Source organism: Geodermatophilus nigrescens (assembly GCF_900129495.1).
GTDB classification, from domain to species: Bacteria; Actinomycetota; Actinomycetes; order Mycobacteriales; family Geodermatophilaceae; genus Geodermatophilus; species Geodermatophilus nigrescens.
On the sequence record NZ_FQVX01000002.1, the window covers coordinates 358756 to 375180 of the forward strand.

Annotated in this window: 16 protein-coding genes; 6 read left to right on the forward strand and 10 right to left on the reverse strand. The window is 74.6% G+C overall.

The window, feature by feature from the left end; genetic code table 11:
- Window positions 1-847: 847 nt before the first annotated feature.
- Window positions 848-1546: a hypothetical protein gene (locus BUE37_RS09270; protein WP_073419931.1), complete on the forward strand. Its 699-nt coding sequence runs from the start codon at window positions 848-850 to the stop codon at window positions 1544-1546.
- A 167-nt stretch (window positions 1547-1713) separates the two neighbouring features.
- Here the strand turns inward: BUE37_RS09270 and BUE37_RS09275 are convergent, their stop codons facing one another.
- Window positions 1714-2997 (reverse strand): hypothetical protein, encoded by a 1284-nt coding sequence (locus tag BUE37_RS09275; protein WP_139252907.1) that lies wholly within the window; start codon window positions 2995-2997, stop codon window positions 1714-1716.
- 175 nt (window positions 2998-3172) lie between these two features.
- The gene (locus tag BUE37_RS09280; protein WP_073419933.1) at window positions 3173-4162 is read right to left on the reverse strand and encodes a helix-turn-helix transcriptional regulator; all 990 of its coding nucleotides are present in this window, start codon (window positions 4160-4162) and stop codon (window positions 3173-3175) included.
- A gap of 105 nt (window positions 4163-4267) precedes the next feature.
- On the opposite strand from BUE37_RS09280, the gene BUE37_RS09285 reads away from it, so the two are divergent.
- On the forward strand, window positions 4268-4669 hold the full coding sequence (locus BUE37_RS09285) for a RidA family protein (RefSeq protein WP_073419934.1): 402 nt from the start codon (window positions 4268-4270) through the stop codon (window positions 4667-4669).
- Between the two features lies 1 nt (window position 4670).
- Here the strand turns inward: BUE37_RS09285 and BUE37_RS09290 are convergent, their stop codons facing one another.
- From BUE37_RS09290 to hppD, 4 genes are all read right to left on the reverse strand, one after another.
- On the reverse strand, window positions 4671-5699 hold the full coding sequence (locus tag BUE37_RS09290) for a MerR family transcriptional regulator (RefSeq protein WP_073419935.1): 1029 nt from the start codon (window positions 5697-5699) through the stop codon (window positions 4671-4673).
- Between the two features lie 10 nt (window positions 5700-5709).
- Entirely contained in the window at window positions 5710-6408 is a 699-nt protein-coding gene (locus BUE37_RS09295; RefSeq protein WP_073419936.1) for a HEAT repeat domain-containing protein, read from the reverse strand.
- 47 nt (window positions 6409-6455) lie between these two features.
- A complete protein-coding gene (locus BUE37_RS09300; RefSeq protein ID WP_139252908.1) occupies window positions 6456-8144 on the reverse strand; it encodes a CocE/NonD family hydrolase in 1689 nt (562 codons plus the stop codon).
- A 168-nt stretch (window positions 8145-8312) separates the two neighbouring features.
- The gene (gene hppD / locus BUE37_RS09305) at window positions 8313-9518 is read right to left on the reverse strand and encodes a 4-hydroxyphenylpyruvate dioxygenase (RefSeq protein WP_073419937.1); all 1206 of its coding nucleotides are present in this window, start codon (window positions 9516-9518) and stop codon (window positions 8313-8315) included.
- 162 nt (window positions 9519-9680) lie between these two features.
- Between hppD and BUE37_RS09310 the strand changes: the two genes are divergently transcribed.
- A complete protein-coding gene (locus tag BUE37_RS09310) occupies window positions 9681-10196 on the forward strand; it encodes an Lrp/AsnC family transcriptional regulator (protein ID WP_073419938.1) in 516 nt (171 codons plus the stop codon).
- A gap of 46 nt (window positions 10197-10242) precedes the next feature.
- Window positions 10243-11448, forward strand: coding sequence for a homogentisate 1,2-dioxygenase (locus BUE37_RS09315; protein WP_073419939.1), 1206 nt, complete (start codon window positions 10243-10245; stop codon window positions 11446-11448).
- A 31-nt stretch (window positions 11449-11479) separates the two neighbouring features.
- On the opposite strand, the gene BUE37_RS09320 is transcribed toward BUE37_RS09315, so the two are convergent.
- The 3 genes from BUE37_RS09320 to BUE37_RS09330 form a co-directional block, all read right to left on the reverse strand.
- Window positions 11480-12238 carry a vWA domain-containing protein gene (locus BUE37_RS09320; protein WP_245794461.1) on the reverse strand — a complete coding sequence of 253 codons (759 nt, stop codon included), beginning with the start codon at window positions 12236-12238 and terminating at the stop codon, window positions 11480-11482.
- A gap of 234 nt (window positions 12239-12472) precedes the next feature.
- Window positions 12473-13510, reverse strand: coding sequence for an AAA family ATPase (locus BUE37_RS09325; RefSeq protein ID WP_245794463.1), 1038 nt, complete (start codon window positions 13508-13510; stop codon window positions 12473-12475).
- A 63-nt stretch (window positions 13511-13573) separates the two neighbouring features.
- Entirely contained in the window at window positions 13574-14176 is a 603-nt protein-coding gene (locus tag BUE37_RS09330; RefSeq protein WP_073419941.1) for an acyl-CoA-like ligand-binding transcription factor, read from the reverse strand.
- 90 nt (window positions 14177-14266) lie between these two features.
- Here BUE37_RS09330 and BUE37_RS09335 point away from each other — a divergent pair, with 90 nt between their 5' ends.
- Window positions 14267-15094 carry a mycofactocin-coupled SDR family oxidoreductase gene (locus BUE37_RS09335; RefSeq protein ID WP_073419942.1) on the forward strand — a complete coding sequence of 276 codons (828 nt, stop codon included), beginning with the start codon at window positions 14267-14269 and terminating at the stop codon, window positions 15092-15094.
- 17 nt (window positions 15095-15111) lie between these two features.
- A complete protein-coding gene (locus BUE37_RS09340; protein WP_073419943.1) occupies window positions 15112-15966 on the forward strand; it encodes a mycofactocin-coupled SDR family oxidoreductase in 855 nt (284 codons plus the stop codon).
- A gap of 43 nt (window positions 15967-16009) precedes the next feature.
- Here BUE37_RS09340 and BUE37_RS23760 read toward each other — a convergent pair whose 3' ends face one another.
- Window positions 16010-16408 (reverse strand): nuclear transport factor 2 family protein, encoded by a 399-nt coding sequence (locus BUE37_RS23760; protein WP_083628512.1) that lies wholly within the window; start codon window positions 16406-16408, stop codon window positions 16010-16012.
- Window positions 16409-16425: the final 17 nt, after the last annotated feature.

The window sequence follows — 16425 nt, forward strand, 5'->3', positions numbered from 1 at the left end:
GCGACGGCTGCGCACCCGGCGGCCGCGGCCAGCCACCACCAGTCAGACAGAGCATTGCGGGGGCTCTCGTCGGCGTCGGCCTGGACGCCGGACCGGTAGGTGGCTACCAGCGATGCTCCCAGTAGCAGGAGAGCCCCCGCCCATGTCGCGACGGCGACCGAGGGCCATCGACGTCGACGTGCCATGGCTACCGGGGGCCCCAGGACCACGGAGATCGCGGTGCCCGCATACGCCACGATGGCGAGGACGAGGAGAACCTCCACAGCGGCAGTCTGTCCGAACCTGACCGTCGAGCGGCGTCACTCCGCCACCGCGACACCCCATGGCGAGTGGCGCAGCTTCTCCGCCTGCTTCACCGACTGGTGTCCCTGAGCGGCCCACTGAGGGACATTCATGCCTCGTCCTGCTCCACTGGTGGGAGCGGCGGACGGGGGCCGCTTGCCCTCACCCGGGCGGGCACGGAGGCATGGTCCGCGAGGCGGTCACAGCAGACGTCGAAGCCGCTATGCCGTGGGCACTCGATCTCGGTCGAGGCGGGACAGTAGTACAGGTCTGGACAGCCGCAGTCGTAAGAGGCTTGAGCCCAGGCCGCGGTGATGGCCTCCAGCGACACCCTCACTGGTCGCCTTCAGAACAGCCTCACGGCCGGACGCTAGCTCGTGCGGACAGGAGCCTGCGACCCACTCCCGCCTGCGGTGGCGGATGTCCTGGCGCCGCTCTAACAGTGAGCCGGCGGCTGTCCCTGAGCGGCCCACTAAGGGCGACCAGCCCGACAGCGGCTTGGGCGCAAAGCCGTCGGATGAGGCACTGGCCCGGTGACGGAGCGGGAGCGATCTATCGTCGGTGCGTGGGATGGCTGTCGGGTGGCAAGGGTCGCGTCAAGCCCGACCAGATCACACGCTTGGACGAGTACCAGGGCGAGGCCCAAGTCGTCGTCGCGGCGACTCAACTCGGAACCGAGTACAGCCAGTCCCAAGCGCGGCGCATCGTTGACGAGTGGGCGGAGTTCTTCAGCTCCGGCCCTTCCCCGATCCGCGCCTTGAGGTTCGTCAGCCGAACCCCAAGGCGACTCTTCGAGGCACTGCGCGGGCAGACGCAACTTGAAGCGCTGGCGGTGAAGTGGGGCGACTTTGCCGATCTGACGCCGGTCGCCGGGATGGCTCACCTACGAAAGTTGCAGCTCAGCGGCGCCTCCTCTGTCGGAAACCTTCAGCCGCTGGCCGGTCTGCACCGCGTCGAGGATCTGCTCATCGAGGGACTCCGACGCGTGCGGGACCTGTCGCCCATCGGGGACATGCGTGGCGTCAGGGACCTTGAACTTGGTGGCGACTGGATGACACCGCGCATCGTGCACGTCGAGTCGTTCAGTTTCCTTCGGCAGATGCCGCAGTTGCGCTCCCTGCTGCTGCACTCCATCGCTGCTGACGACCTGGACTACGGGCCTGTTCTCGAACTACCCAACCTGACCTCCGTGCGCGTGATGGAGGTTCGGGGCATGCGGCCCAGCATCGACGTATTGAAGGCCCGCACTCCCTGGACGGAGTAACGAGGGGTCAGTACCGCTAGCCAGCGCTGGGCCAGGCCTCCGCAAGCGGCGGCCCGGCACACTCGCGATCCGATGGCGGAGACCAGTTCGCTATGGGCCGCCTTCACGGCGAGCCGGCCGGTGTCCCTGAGCGGCCCACTATGGGACACAGGCTCCCGTCCGGACGGTCAGCCGAGAACCTGAGGTACGTCCTGCCCGTTGGAACGCTTGGCCCGTCGGTACTCGTCGTAGGTGGCGATGGTGCCGGCGAGATCGGCTCGTGCCGCCTCCAAGATCAGGGGCTTGGGCAGCCGCTTGTCGACCCACAACCACGGGTCCGATCTGAACCACGCGTCAAGGTTGTTCGCGGTCAACAGCCGGCCCGGACCGAGCTGCTCGACCCGATAGAGCTGCGGATCATCAGCTAGGCCGCGGAAGCCGGGGCCCAGATACATGACGCCGAACGCGTCGATGATCCGCCGGTCGTCCATCGGAGCCAGCTCGTGCAGCTGCGACGCCGGCGCCCGCTCCTGGGGCTGCGACGACGGCGCTGTTGTCTTCTCGGAACGTCGCAGCAGGTGTTCAGTGACGAGAGCGGGGCCGCGCGTGACGGCTTGCACCACGAAAGCGGAGGTGATGTGTGGCAGCAAACGCTCGATGAGCTCCCGAGCCCAGGAGACGGTCGACTCCGGCGACCCGAAAGTCTCCTCCTGGAGATTGAATAGCACCCTGCCAGGCTGGTAGCCGAAGCTGACGTCGCGCGCCTCCCCCGGCCAGTCCACCACGCTGGCCTGAACCGGTAGATGCTCGCTTCCGAGAGCCAGGCGGGCGGTGGCCTCCCACTGCGCCGGATCCGGCTGCAGGCTCGACACCCCGTGCGCCACATACCGCGCGCCGGTGGCGCCACTGCGCAGCTCCTGACACCAGGCCAACGCAGTATCGACGACGGCGGTCCACGCCTCGTCCTGCACGTCGCTGCGGACCCACCCGCGCAGTCCGTTAGGAGCCCCGAAAGCCCTGCGCCGCTGCCGGCGACCCACTGCATCAGCCCGCCACGGCAGGGTCACCGATACCGCCGTGAGCGCGGTCAACCCGGCGACGTCGTCGGGGTAGCGCGGCGCCGCGAGGGCGAGAGGGTTCCAGATATCTCGCGGAACGCCGATGCGAGCGTCCAGCCCGGCGGCTTCCAGCGTTGCGGACAGGTCGGTTACCACCGCCACCAGATGCGTGCTGTTGCCGTAGTTCACCAGGCGCAGTAGGGACGTCCCGTCAGGTAGGAGCAGCGGCCCGAGCAGCTGCACGCCTTGCAGGTCTGGCCGCTGTCCGAGTCGAGGCTCCGCCTCCGCCACCCAAGAGGCCAGCGCGTCAACCAGCGCACCGGAAGTCGAGGCGCTGACGAGCACCCACAGCCCATAGTCGTGTCTAAGCGCCGCCTTGATGCGCTTGACGTCGACAGACACCGCCACGGCCACATTCCTCACATTCGCTACTAGAAGCCAGCAGCATGCGATGCCGGCCATGCAAGAACGAGCGTCCTCGACCGGGCATGGCCCTAACGAGGTGTCGCGAGGCTGCCGTAGCCCATAAGCCGCCTTCAGAGACAGGGGTGGCGGCCCGCAAGTACGCAGGGCAGATCCAAGGACGCGGTCAGGACCGGGCGTAGCGGGCGGCGATCGCGGCGGCCCGGTCGTGCAGGGCGGCGCGCAGCCAGTCCGGGGACAGCACCTCGGCGGCCGCCCCGGCCCGCCACAGCGCCCACTCAGCGTGCCGCCGGTCGGAGAAGTCGACCTCCAGCAGCGGCCGGCCGTCCCCGCCGCCGTCCCCGCCGCCGTCCCCGTCGCTGCCGTCGTCCCCGACCGCTCGGACGGCGAGCGCGGTGGCGCCCAGCTCCTCCCGCCGCGCGGGGTCCACGCGCACCCGGACGGCGACCTGCTCGCCGCCGGTCCGGAACCGCGCGACGCGCTCGCGCCACAGCCGGTCCAGGTCGACGTCGGCGGGCCGCCGCGCGGGCTCCGGCAGCTCCGCGGCGTCCAGCACGCGGGCCAGCCGGTAGGTGCGGTCCTCGCCACCGCGGGTGGCCAGCAGGTAGCCGCGGCCCCGCACGGTGACCAGGCCGATCGGGTCGACGGTCCGCCAGCCGGGATCGCCCGAGGGCGGCACGTAGTGCAGGCGCAGCCGGTGGCCGGCCAGCACCGCGCGGCGCACGACGGCGACCGCGGGTCCGGGCACCTCGTCGGCGACCGGCCGCTGGGCGACCAGGTCCTCCGCCGGGTCGGCCAGCAGCCGCCGCGCCGCGTCACCGGCGGTGGCCCGGTGTCCCTCGGGCAGCGCGTCGGCCACCTTGCGCAGCGCCGCCGCCCGCGCGGGGCCGAGGCCGAACCCGCGCCCGCCGACGAGCAGGCCGAGCGCCTCGTCGGAGGTGAGCCCGGTCAGCTCGGCGCGGAACCCGGGCAGCAGCGCGAACCCGCCGTGCCGCCCGCGCTCGGCGTAGACGGGGACCCCCGCCGTCGACAGCGCCTCGACGTCGCGCAGCACGGTGCGCGTCGACACCTCCAGCTCGCGGGCGAGCTCGGCCGCGGTCAGCCGGCCGCGCTGGCGCAGCAGCAGCACCAGGGAGACCAGCCGGTCGGCGCGCACGCGCGGGATCCTGCCGGGAAACGTGACAGGAGGTGTCGTGGTTCGCCGCCAGGCTCCCCCGCACGGGGCGGACGAGGGTCCGCGCCCGGGACGGAGGGAGCAGCGATGGCGGTGCAGAGGTCGGCGGTCGACCCGTGGACGTGGTCGGCGGCACTGGGGTTCTCGCAGGGTGTGGTGGTCACCGGGCAGTCCCGGACGCTGTGGTGCAGCGGGCAGACGGCGACCGACGGCGAGGGGAAGCCGCAGCACCCGGACGACGTGGCCGCGCAGCTGGCGCTGGCGCTGGACAACCTGGAGGCCGTGCTCGGCGGGGCCGGCATGGCGCTGGCCGACGTCGTCCGACTGGAGGTCCTCACCACCGACGTCGACCGGCTGCTGGAGTCCTACGGCGTGCTGGCCGGGCGCCTCGGCGCGGCCGGGGTCGCGCCGGCCACGACGATGCTCGGGGTGAGCCGGCTGGCGATGCCCGAGCTGCTCGTGGAGCTGCAGGCCACGGCCGTCGGGTGACTCAGCCGTCCTCGTCGCGGGGGTCCCCGGCGGGCAGCTCCGGCATCCCGGCCAGGGCCGCGGCGACGAGGGCGACACCGGGGTCGGCGTCGGCGGCCAGGCGCCGCAGCGCCTCCCGGGCGGCCGGCCCGGGCACCTCGACCAGCGCCTGGGCCAGCCGGATGCGCACCGCCGGTCCGGCGCCCGGGGCCCCGAGCTCGGCGACGAGGGCGCCGAGCACCGCGCCGGCGTCCGCGGGGTCCCGGGACAGCGCCCCGAGCGCCTCCGCGGCGTCGACGTCGGCGGTGCCCGCGACCACCATGGCGACGAGCGCGGGCACGGCGGCGGTCTCGCCGCGCCGGCCGAGCGCCAGGGCCGCGTCCCCGCGGACCGCCGCGTCCGGGTCGGCCAGCGCCCCGCGCAGGAGGTCGTCGGCGCCCGGCGTCCCGGCCTGCGCGGCGACCGCCCGCACCGCGCGCCGGCGGACCGCGGCGTCGTCGGAGCGCAGGCCGCCGGCGAGGGCCGGGAGGCCGCCGTCCCCGGACCGGGCGAGCGCCCAGCGCAGCGCCCCGGCGACGTTCGGGTCGTCCTCGGCGAGCGCCGCGCCGGCGAGCACCCCGGCGGGCACCGGCAGGTCGTCGGCGAGGGCCGCCCGCTGCCGGCGCGCGGCGCTGGGCGCGGCGAGCTCCTGCAGGAGCCCGACGACGCGCAGCACGTCCGGCCAGTCGGCCGGCGCGGACCCCTCGACGGCGCGCAGCCGCTCGAGCAGCTCGCGCTCCCGCGCGAGGCGCTCCTCGGCCGCCCGGACCAGGTCGGCCACCAGGGCGGCGGGCGCGAAGGCCGGGTCGGCGAGCGCCCGGCCCACCTGCTCGAGCGACAGGCCGAGCGAGCGCAGGCCCTCGACGGCGAAGATCCGGCGGACGTCGTCGGCGGAGTACTCGCGGTAGCCGCCCACGGTGCGCCCGCTCGGCGAGACCAGCCCGAGTGCGTCGTAGTGCCGCAGCATCCGGGCGCTCACCCCCGACCGGCGGGCCACCTCCCCGATCAGCACGCGGGGCCGATCACGATCCCGCGCCCTGCCCGGCGGCCGCGGCCGCCGCCCGCTCGGGACCGAGGGCTGCCAGGCGCCGGGCGTCGGCGAGCGCCGCGTCGAACCCGGCCTCCGGGTCGCGCGCGAGCGCCTCGGTGGCGCGGGCGTGCGCGGCTGCCTCCGGGTCGGGCCCGGCCGCGGCGCCGGCGAGGGCGGGTGCGACGGCGTCGCCGAGGGCGACCAGCGCCCGGCTGAGGCTCAGCCGCACGTCGCGGCCACCCCGGCCGAGCTGCGACGCCAGCGCGGCGGCCAGCCCGGCCCGCTCGCCGTCGGGCGCGAGCGCGACCGCCGTCCGCCACGCGGTGCGCGCGACGTCGTCGTCGGGGTCACGCAGCAGGTCGCCGGACACCCAGGCCCAGGCGCGGGCGTCGCCGAGCTTGGACAGGGTGTGCAGCGCCTGCGCGCGGGCGCGCGGCACCGGGGAGCCGAGCTCGCGGCGCAGCCGGGGCAGGGTCTCGTCGGCCGGCAGCCGGGTCAGCGACCAGGTGAGCATGTCCCGCACGAACGGGTCGGGCTCCGCCGCGCACCGCCGCACGAGCACCTCCAGCAACCCGGGGCCGGGCGAGGAGCCGGCAGCCAGGGCCGCGCGCAGCCGGACCGACGGGTCCGGGGCGCCGAGGGCCTCCGCCAGACCGGCGGACGGGCCGGCGGGCGGGTTCGTCGTGGGCATCGGGACCACCTCCGGGGCCCAGCCGACACCCTGTCACGGTGTCAGGGTCAAGCCCCGGCGCGTGCGTCAGGACGAGACGGCAGCACCGGGACCAGCAGGTGCGAGTCGAAGCGCCCGCCGGTGTGCGCCACCTGCCGGCCGCGGTTCACCGTCTCTCGGTGCCGGGCGAAGGTGAGGTGCTCCGGATAGCGCATCACGTCGCTGCCCTGGACGACGAGCAGCAGCCGCTCCCCCGCCTCGAAGCGGGTGCCCGAGGGCCACACCTCGACGTCGAGCCGGGTCGGCTCCCCCGGGGTGAGCGGCAGCGCCCGCCGGTGGGCCAGCACCGGCATGGAGTCGGTCGACCGCTCGGGGTCCAGCTCGCGGTGCGAGGCGCGCAGCCAGCCGTTGGCGACCGGCCCGTCCTCGAACTGCCCGTAGTAGGCGAACCCGACCTGCCGGCCCTCGGCGTCGAGCTTGAACAGCGCGACGAAGACGTCCATGTCGTCGGCCTCGTCGGCCGAGACCCACAGGGCCGCCTTCACGTGGCCGACGATCTCGGTCGCCTCCTCGAAGGTGATCTCGAAGGTCGCCCGGCGGGGGGCGAGCCCGCTGCCCAGCCCGTCGTAGCCGGCCTCCTCCTCGTCGCCGGGCGCCGCCCAGCCCAGCGAGCCGTCGCCGGCCCGCAGGAACAGCCGGCGGTACTCGACGTCCTCCAGCGGCCACTCCCGGGCATCCCGCCAGGTCCCCTCGTTGTACGCACTGCGCACCTCGGCGCGCACCCGCGGCCAGGACTCGATCCCGGTGCCGGGCCGGTCCAGCAAGAAGTGGTCGAAGAAGGCCCGCTGTCGCTCGACCATCTCGGGCTCGTAGTAGTAGGCCCACTTCTTGCGCCCGTGGACGTCCAGCCACTTCTGCTCCGAGGAGATCCGGCGGAAGCCCTCGAGCGTGCCGCGCGAGTGCAGCCCCTGGTCGGCCCAGCTGGCGACCACGTAGGCGGGCACCCGGACGTCCTCCAGCGGCGGGACCTTGGAGGCCCAGAACTCGTCGAAGAAGGGGTGGGCGGCGGTCTCGGCCTCCAGGTCCTCGATCTCGGTGGTGCTCGCCCCCCACCGCTCCCAGATGTAGGGCCAGAACGAGGTCTCCGGGATCCCGCCGTGCCGGGCGACCTCCCGGTAGGTGTCGTTCCACCCCTCCCACGGGTTGATGGCCGCCAGGTGCGGCGGGTCGAGCGCGGCCACCCGCCACTGCAGGCTGGCCAGGTAGGAGACGCCGGAGAGCCCCACCTTGCCGGCGCTCCACGGCTGCGTCCCGGCCCACTCGACGAGGTCGGCGAAGGCCCGGGCCTCCTCCGGCGAGTGGTAGGTGGCCCGGCCCTCGGAGTACCAGGTGCCCGGGCAGTCGGCGAGCACCAGCGCGTAGCCGTGGGGCAGCCAGTACTCCGGGTCGGGCGCCTCGAACGTCGTCAGGTCCGAGGTCCACTCCGGACGCACGCCGGCGGCGGGGTAGATCTGGCCGATCGGCGCCGGGTTGTGCTTGCCGTAGGGCGACCAGCTGACCAGGGGCGCGGCCGGCACGTCGGTGTCGGGCCGGTAGACGTCGACGTAGAGCACGTGGCCCTCGTCGCCGAAGGGGACGGCGACGTCCCGCTCGACCACCATGCCGGGACGGCGCTCCACGCGGTGCCGGGGCGGGCGGCCGGCCCGCGACTCCGGCGTGCTGCGCGGTGGGCGGAACAGGTACCCGGACCCCGTCACGGGGCGCTCCCTCCGTCGGCGGGCGCCCAACCGGGGGGCGGACCGCCCGGGGCCGGGAGGCCCGCTGTGCTCGCCCCTACCGGTACACGCCGGTCCGCAGGCGGTCAACGCGGCCGGTCGACGCGGCCGGTCGACGCGGCCGGTCGACTCCCGCCCGGGCAGCCCGCGTCAGGAGTTGCCGCGGCGCTCCTGCTCGCGCTCGATCGCCTCGAACAGCGCCTTGAAGTTGCCCTTGCCGAAGCCGAGCGAGCCGTGCCGCTCGATGAGCTCGAAGAAGACGGTCGGCCGGTCGCCGGTGGGCCGGGTGAAGATCTGCAGCAGGTAGCCGTCCTCGTCGCGGTCGACCAGGATGCCGCGCCGCTGCAGCTCCGCCACCGGCACGCGCACCTCGCCGATGCGCGCCCGCAGCTCCGGGTCCTCGTAGTAGGAGTCCGGGGTGGGCAGGAACTCGACGCCCTCGGCGACCATGGCGTCGACCGCGCCGACGATGTCGTCGGTCGCCAGCGCGACGTGCTGCACGCCGGGCCCGCCGTGGTACTCGAGGTACTCGTCGATCTGCGACCGCTTCGTGCCCACCGCCGGCTCGTTGAGCGGGAACTTCACCCGGTGGTTGCCGTTGGCCACGACCTTGCTCATCAGCGCCGAGTAGTCGGTGGCGATGTCGTCGCCGATGAACTCGGCCATGTTGGTGAAGCCCATGACCCGGTTGTAGAAGCCGACCCAGGTGTCCATGGCGCCGAGCTCCACGTTGCCGACGACGTGGTCGACGGCCTGGAACAACCGCCGCGGGGCGCCGGGCCGCTTGACGTGGGACGACGTCCGCGCGACGTACCCGGGCAGGTACGAACCGGTGTACCGGCTGCGGTCGACGAGCGTGTGGCGGGTCTCGCCGTAGGTGGCGATCGCGGCCAGCCGGACGGTGCCGTGCTCGTCGGAGAGGTCGTGCGGCTCCTCCAGCACGGTGGCGCCCTGCGCGCGGGCGTGCGCCACGCACCGGTCGACGTCGGGCACGGTGAGCGCGACGTCGCGGACGCCGTCGCCGTGCCGGCGGTGGTGGTCGGCGAGCTCGCTGGACGGCGAGTAGGCCCCGGTGACGACGAAGCGGGCCGCGCCCGACCGCAGCACGTAGCCGTGGTGGTCGCGGTTGCCGGTCTCGGGGCCGGTGTAGGCGACGAGCTCCATGCCGAGGGCCGACTGGAGGAAGTGCGCCGTCTGCAGGGCGTTGCCGGCCACCCAGACCAGCGCGTCCCAGCCCGAGACCGGGAACGGGTCGGCCGAGTCGTCGTACTCGACCAGGCCGACCAGCTGACGGAGCTGGTCGAGGTCGAGCCGGGCGAGGCGCTCCTCGTCGGTGAGCGTCCGGTTGAGGGACATGGCGGCTCCTCCTGCTCGTCGTCGGCTCCTGTGCAGGGATCCCACGACCCGCCGGGTCGGCTGCGCAACCGGTAGCGCGAGAGGTGTGCAGACGGCACGATCTGCCGAGCGGGACCCGCATCCGGCTGGTCCGCGTGCACACCTCGCGAGGGAGAGCCGCCCGTGGAGCCCCGGACGCCGCTGGACGCCCTCGACCTCGCCCTGCTCACCGCGCTGGACGGCGACGCGCGCACCGGCGCCCTGGAGCTGTCCCGCCTCGCCGGCGTCGCGCGGGCGACGGTGAGCGCGCGGCTGCGGCGGCTCGAGGAGGCCGGCGTCATCGGCGGCTACCGGGTCGACGTCGACCCGGCCGCCGCGGGCTTCGAGGTGCAGGCGTTCGTCACCCTCGAGATCGCCCAGGGCGCGATCGACGCCGTCCGGGCCGACCTCGAGGCCATCCCCGGCGTCCTCGAGGCGCACGCGACCACCGGCAGCGGCGACGTCCTGTGCCGGGTGGCCGCGGCCTCCCACGAGGCGCTGCAGCACACGCTGGTCGAGCTCAACCGGTCGGCCGCGGTGGTCCGCTCGACCAGCGTCGTCGTGCTGTCCACGCTCGTGCCCCGGCGCACCCTGCCGCTGCTGCGCTCCGGCGCGGCCGCGCACGCGGGCCGCTCGGCCATGCGCCCGCCGCCCGGCTGACGAGCCCGCCCTCCCCCGACCCGACCGAGCCGAAGGAGTCTCCGTCATGGCCTTCTACCGACAGGTGGGCGAGGTCCCGCCCAAGCGGCACACGCAGTTCCGCCGTCCCGACGGCGGGCTGTACTCCGAGGAGCTGGTGGGCGAGGAGGGGTTCAGCTCCGACTCCGCGCTGCTCTACCACCGCGGCATCCCGTCCGCGATCGTCGACGCCCGCCCGTGGGAGCTGCCCGACCAGACCCTCACCCCGAACGCGCCGCTCGTCCCCCGGCACCTGCGGCTGCACGACCTGTTCCCCGGCGCGGCGCACGAGGACACCGACCCGGTCACCGGCCGGCGCCTGGTCCTGGGCAACGCCGACGTCCGCATCTCCTACGCCGTCTCCTCGCGGACCAGCCCGTACTACCGCAACGCCACCGGCGACGAGTGCGTCTTCGTCGAGCGCGGGGCCGCCACCGTGGAGACCACCTTCGGCGCGCTGGAGGTCGGGCAGGGCGACTACGTCGTCCTCCCGCGCACGACGACGCACCGCTGGGTGCCCACCGGCGACGAGCCGCTGCGCACCTACGCCATCGAGGCCAACTCCCACATCGCCCCGCCGAAGCGGTACCTCTCGCGGTACGGGCAGTTCCTCGAGCACGCGCCCTACTGCGAGCGCGACCTGCGCGCCCCGGTCGGGCCGCTGCTGGCCGAGGGCACCGACGTCGAGGTGTACGTCAAGCACCGCGGCGCCGGCCCCGGCGGCCTGGCCGGCACCGTGCACGTCCTGCCCGAGCACCCCTTCGACGTCGTCGGGTGGGACGGCTGCCTCTACCCCTACGCGTTCGACGTCGCGGACTTCGAGCCGATCACCGGCCGCGTGCACCAGCCGCCGCCGGTGCACCAGGTGTTCGAGGGCGGCGGCTTCGTGATCTGCAACTTCGTGCCGCGGAAGGTCGACTACCACCCGCTCGCGGTGCCGGTGCCCTACTACCACTCCAACGTCGACAGCGACGAGATCATGTTCTACGTCGACGGCGACTACGAGGCCCGCAGGGGGTCGGGCATCGGCCGCGGCTCGGTGTCGGTGCACCCCGGCGGGCACTCCCACGGCCCGCAGCCCGGCGCCGTCGAGCGCTCCCTGGGCGCCGAGGCGTTCGACGAGCTGGCCGTCATGGTCGACACCTTCCGCCCGCTCGACCTGGGCGAGGCCGGCCTCGCCGCCGACGACGGCGCCTACGCCTGGACCTGGTCGGGCCGCGGGCCGGGCGCCTGACCCATCCCGGGCGGTCCGGCGCGGCCCGGGGTCACTCGGCGAACAGCGCGCCCAGGGCGGCGGCGACGTCGGCGTGGTCGCGCACCAGCCGCACCCGGCCGCGGCCGAGCCGGGCGAGGTCGCGGCCGAGGTCGACGTCCTTCTCGCCGGAGACGTCGAGCAGCACGTCCAGGCGCGGCAGCCGGGCGGCGGTCAGCCGCGGGTCGGGTCCGGCGTTGTGCACGCAGTCCGACAGCAGCAGCACCCGCGCGTCCCGGGCGGGCACCCCGGCCAGCTGCCGGGCCGCGGTCTCCAGCGCGAAGGACACGTTGGTCAGCCCCTGGGTGGGCACCCGCAGCAGCAGGTCGAGGACGGCGAGCGGGGCGACCGTCTCCCCCGGCCGGACGAGCACCGCGGCGTCGGACCAGAACGCGACGACGCCGACCCGGTCGCGGGTCAGCTCGCCGGCCAGCGCCCCGACCGCGGCGGCCGCCGTGCGCACCCGCTCGCCCTTCATCGACCCGGACACGTCGACGACGAGCACCACCGACCGGCGGCGGCGCACCCGCTCGCGCACCAGCACGTCCCGCTCGCCCGGGAACGGGTTCCCGGCGACCGCGTCGAGGGTGCGCTCGAGGTCGAGCTCGTCGGAGCCGCCGTTCCACGGCAGGGTGCGCAGCTCCCCGACCCCGCGGCGGGGGCGCCGGTCGGCGGGCGGGCGGGGCACCGCGAGGCGGCGGGCGATGGCCCGGGCTCGGGCGCGGGTCCGCTGGTCCGCGGCAGCGTCGGCCGTCAGGTCGGCCAGCGGCACCAGGTCGGCCGGCTCGTCGGTGGTGCCCGGCGCCGAGCCGCCGGCCGGGCCGCCGGTGCGGGTGCGCCGCCGGTCCCCGGAGGACAGCGCCAGCCCGTTGCCGCCCGGCGCGGGGCGGTACAGCGAGGGCGCCTCGGTGAGCTGCTTGGGCTTGCGGCGCAGCGGCCGGGTGCCGCGCGGCGCGCCGGACCGGTCACGGCGGCGGGTCAGCGGCGAGTCCGCCTCGACGGTCCTTCAACCGGGGCCGGCGGCGGCGGGGGCGAGCAGGAAGTGGTCCTCCCAGATCTCGCGCAGCACCGCCTCGGGCGTGGACTCGACCGTCTCGTCGACGGCGATCCGCCCCGACAGCGCCAGCAGCAGCGCGTCGAGCACCGTGCCCGTGTAGTCCTCCGGCAGGCCGCGCGGCGGGGCCACCGACGGCTCGGCGGGCAGCGCGACCTCGCGCATGTCGGCCAGCTGGGCGGCCACCAGCGCCAGGTCGATCGCGCCGCGCACGCTGCTGCCCTGCCGCACGTCCTCGCGGCCGCGGGTGGCGCGGGTGAGCGCGACGGCGTCGGCCACCAGCCGCGGTGAGCCCAGCCCGGTGCGGCGGGCGACGATGCCCCGCTCGGCCTCGGCGTCCTGGTAGCCGACGGCCAGCCGCACCAGCCGGTCGGAGATCGACGAGGACAGCCGCGTGGTGCCGATCGCGTCGTAGGGGTTCATCGAGGCGACCACCCGGAAGGTGGGCAGCGCCTCGACGACGCCGACGTGCGGCACCGCCAGCCGCCGCTCGGCCATCGCGGTGAGCAGCGTGTTGAGCGTGTCCTCCGGCGCCCGGTTGAACTCCTCCAGGTACAGGAAGCCGCCCGCGCGCATCGCCTGCACCAGCGGGCCGGGCACGAAGTTCTCCGGCCGGTAGTCCTCGCGCAGCACCCGCGCCGGGTCGTGGTGCCCGACCAGCCGGGTGGGCGTGAGGTCGGCGTTGCCCTCCACGAACACCAGCGGCACGCCCCACTCGGCGGTGATCGCGCGCAGCAGCGTCGACTTCGACGTCCCCGGCGGGCCCTCCAGGACGACGTCGCGCCCGGCGGCGACGGCGGCCAGCAGCAGGTCCAGCTCGTGCGCCCGGCCCACCAGGTGGGCGGCCACCCGGCGGCGCACCTCGCGCACCGAGGCGCCGGCGTCGTGCCGCACCCGCGAGCCGGTCACCACCGGGTCGTCGTCGGGACCGGGGTCGGGAGACGGACCAGGACCGGGACCGAGGACGTCGGGCGAGGACGGGGGCGCCACCCGGCGGACGGTAGTGACACCCGGTGCCACAGGGCAACCCGCGGCCGGTGGACCCGCGGGCGGTCAGCCGGCGGCGCCGTCCGGGGGCAGCAGCAGGTCCAGCATCCGGGCCAGCAGGACGCCGAGCTCCTCGCCGGGGTGCCGCGTCCAGTGCTCGTGCGCGGCGAGGGTTGCCGCGAGGACGGCGTGTCCGACGGCGAGCGGGAACAGCGGATCGGCGTGCGGCACGGTGCGCGCGTGCTCGACGGCGAGCTGCCGCCAGGCCGCCCACACCCGGACGGCGTGCGCCTGCACCGCCGGGACGGCGAAGAAGACCTGCGCCCGGTGGAACGCCCAGCTGCGCTCCTCCGGCGGGAACTCCAGCGCCTCGACCACCGCGCGCACCACCCGGGCCCGCCAGGACTCCCCCGTCCGGCCCGCCGCGAGCCCCGCGCGGAACCGCTCGACCTCCCGGGGGGAGTCGACGAACAGCACGTCGGCCTTGGTCGGGAAGTAGCGGAAGAAGGTGCGCCGGCTGATCCCGGCGGCCGCGGCGACGTCGTCGACGCTCGTGGCGTCGAAGCCGCGCTCGACGAAGATCCGCTGCGCGACGGCCGCGACCTCGTGCGCGCTGCTCACCGGCGGGCGCCCGCCGCGCTCGCCCGCCGTTGCCCGACTGCTCCCCACGCGGTCAGCGTGCCAGCCCGCGGCCCTTCCGTTGTGACACCCGGTGCCATAACGTGCGACGGGGATCACACCGACGAGGGAGGAGCAGTCGTGGGACGACTCGAGGGCCAGGTCGCCTTCATCACCGGGGCCGCGCGCGGACAGGGCCGCAGCCACGCCGTCCGGCTCGCGCAGGAGGGTGCCGACGTCATCGCCGTCGACGTCTGCAAGCAGGTGGAGACGGTGCCCTACCCGACCGCGACGCCCGACGACCTGGCCGAGACCGTGCGCCAGGTGGAGGCGCTCGACCGGCGCATCGTCGCCGCCGAGGTCGACGTCCGGGACCTCACGGGCCTGACCCGGGCGGTCGACGACGGCGTCGCCCAGCTCGGCCGGCTCGACATCGTGCTCGCCAACGCCGGCATCTCCACGCCCGCCTCCACGCTGGAGATGGACGAGGAGACCTGGCAGACGATGATCGACGTCAACCTGACCGGCGTCTGGAAGACGCTGCGCGCCTCGGTGCCGCACGTCGTCGCCGGCGGGCGCGGCGGGTCGGTGGTGCTCACCAGCTCGCTGGCGGCCATCTACGCCAACCCGAACACCGCGCACTACTCGGCGGCGAAGGCCGGCCTGGTCATGCTCGCCAAGGTCATGGCCAAGGAGCTGGCGCCGCACCGCATCCGGGTCAACACCGTCCACCCGACGACGGTGGCCACCGACATGATCCTCAACGAGCCGACCTACCGGCTCTTCCGCCCCGACCTGGAGCACCCGACGCGGGCGGACTTCGAGGAGGCGGCGCTGACGCTCAACGCGCTGCCGGTCCCGGCCATGGAGGCCGTCGACATCAGCAACGCCGTCCTCTACCTCGTGTCCGACGACGGCCGCTACGTCACCGGCACCACCCACGTGGTGGACGCCGGCGGTCAGCTCTGAGAGAGGGAGGAACGGTCATGGGCATGCTCGACGGGAAGGTCGCGCTCATCACCGGCGGCGCGCGCGGGCAGGGTCGTGCGCACGCCACCACCTGCGCCCGCGAGGGTGCCGACGTCGTGCTGGTCGACATCGCCGACCAGCTGGAGACCGTCCCCTACCGGATGGCCACCCAGGACGACCTCGCCGAGACCGTGCGGCAGGTCGAGGCGCTGGACCGGCGGGCGCTGGCGGTCACTGCCGACGTCCGCTCGCAGGAGCAGCTCGACGGCGCCGTGGCGCAGGGGCTGGCCGAGTTCGGGCAGATCGACATCCTGCTCGCCAACGCCGGCATCTGGACCCAGGGCGCGTTCTGGGAACTGTCGGACCAGTCGTGGGACGAGATGATCGGCGTCAACCTCACGGGCGTCTGGCGCTCCGCGAAGGCCGTCGCGCCGCACATGATCGAGCGGCAGACCGGGTCGATCGTCATCACGTCGTCGGTCAACGGCCTGGAGCCCGGCGCGAACTACGCGCACTACGTGGCGGCCAAGTTCGGCGTCGTCGGGCTGATGAAGAACATCGCGCTGGAACTGGCCCCGCACGGCATCCGCTGCAACTCGGTGCACCCGGGCGCCATCCGCACGCCGATGACCGACCACCAGGGCGCGTGGGACATGTTCGCCGGCCACGAGGGCGGCACCGAGGCCGACCTGGTCGAGGGCGGCTACGGCTTCCACGCGCTCAAGGGGACGACGTTCATGGACCCGCAGGTCATCGCCGACACGGCGCTGTACCTCAACTCCGACCTGGCGGCGAAGGTCACCGGCGTGACCATCCCGGTCGACGCCGGGCACATGGTCCTGCCGGGGGTGAACACCGCGCCGGTCCGGTGAGCCCCGCCGGCCCGCTCCCCGCCGCGGGAAGCGGGCCGGCGCCTCAGGAGCCGGCGGTGAGCTGCCGGCCCATCGCCTCGTGCACGGCCTGGATCGCCTGCAGCGGGCGGAGCATCACGCGGAACTCCACGATCCTCCCGGCGTCGTCACAGCGGATGATGTCGACGCCGTTGACGTACCGGCCGCCCACGCTGGTCTCGAACTCCAGCACCGCGGTGTCCCCCGCGGCGACCTGCTTCGTGTAGCGGAAAGCGCCCGGGCCCTCGCCGGCCAGCGCGACCGCCGCCGCCTCCAGGTACCGCCTCGTGACCGCCTTGCCCTCCTGCGGCGTGAACACCACCGGGGAGAGGAAGACGACGTCGTCGGCGAGCAGCTCGTCGAGCGCGCCCGGCGTCCGCTCGTCCATGTAGCGGTGCCAGCGGGCGACGACGTCGTCGATCACGGGTGCCTCCAGGCGTC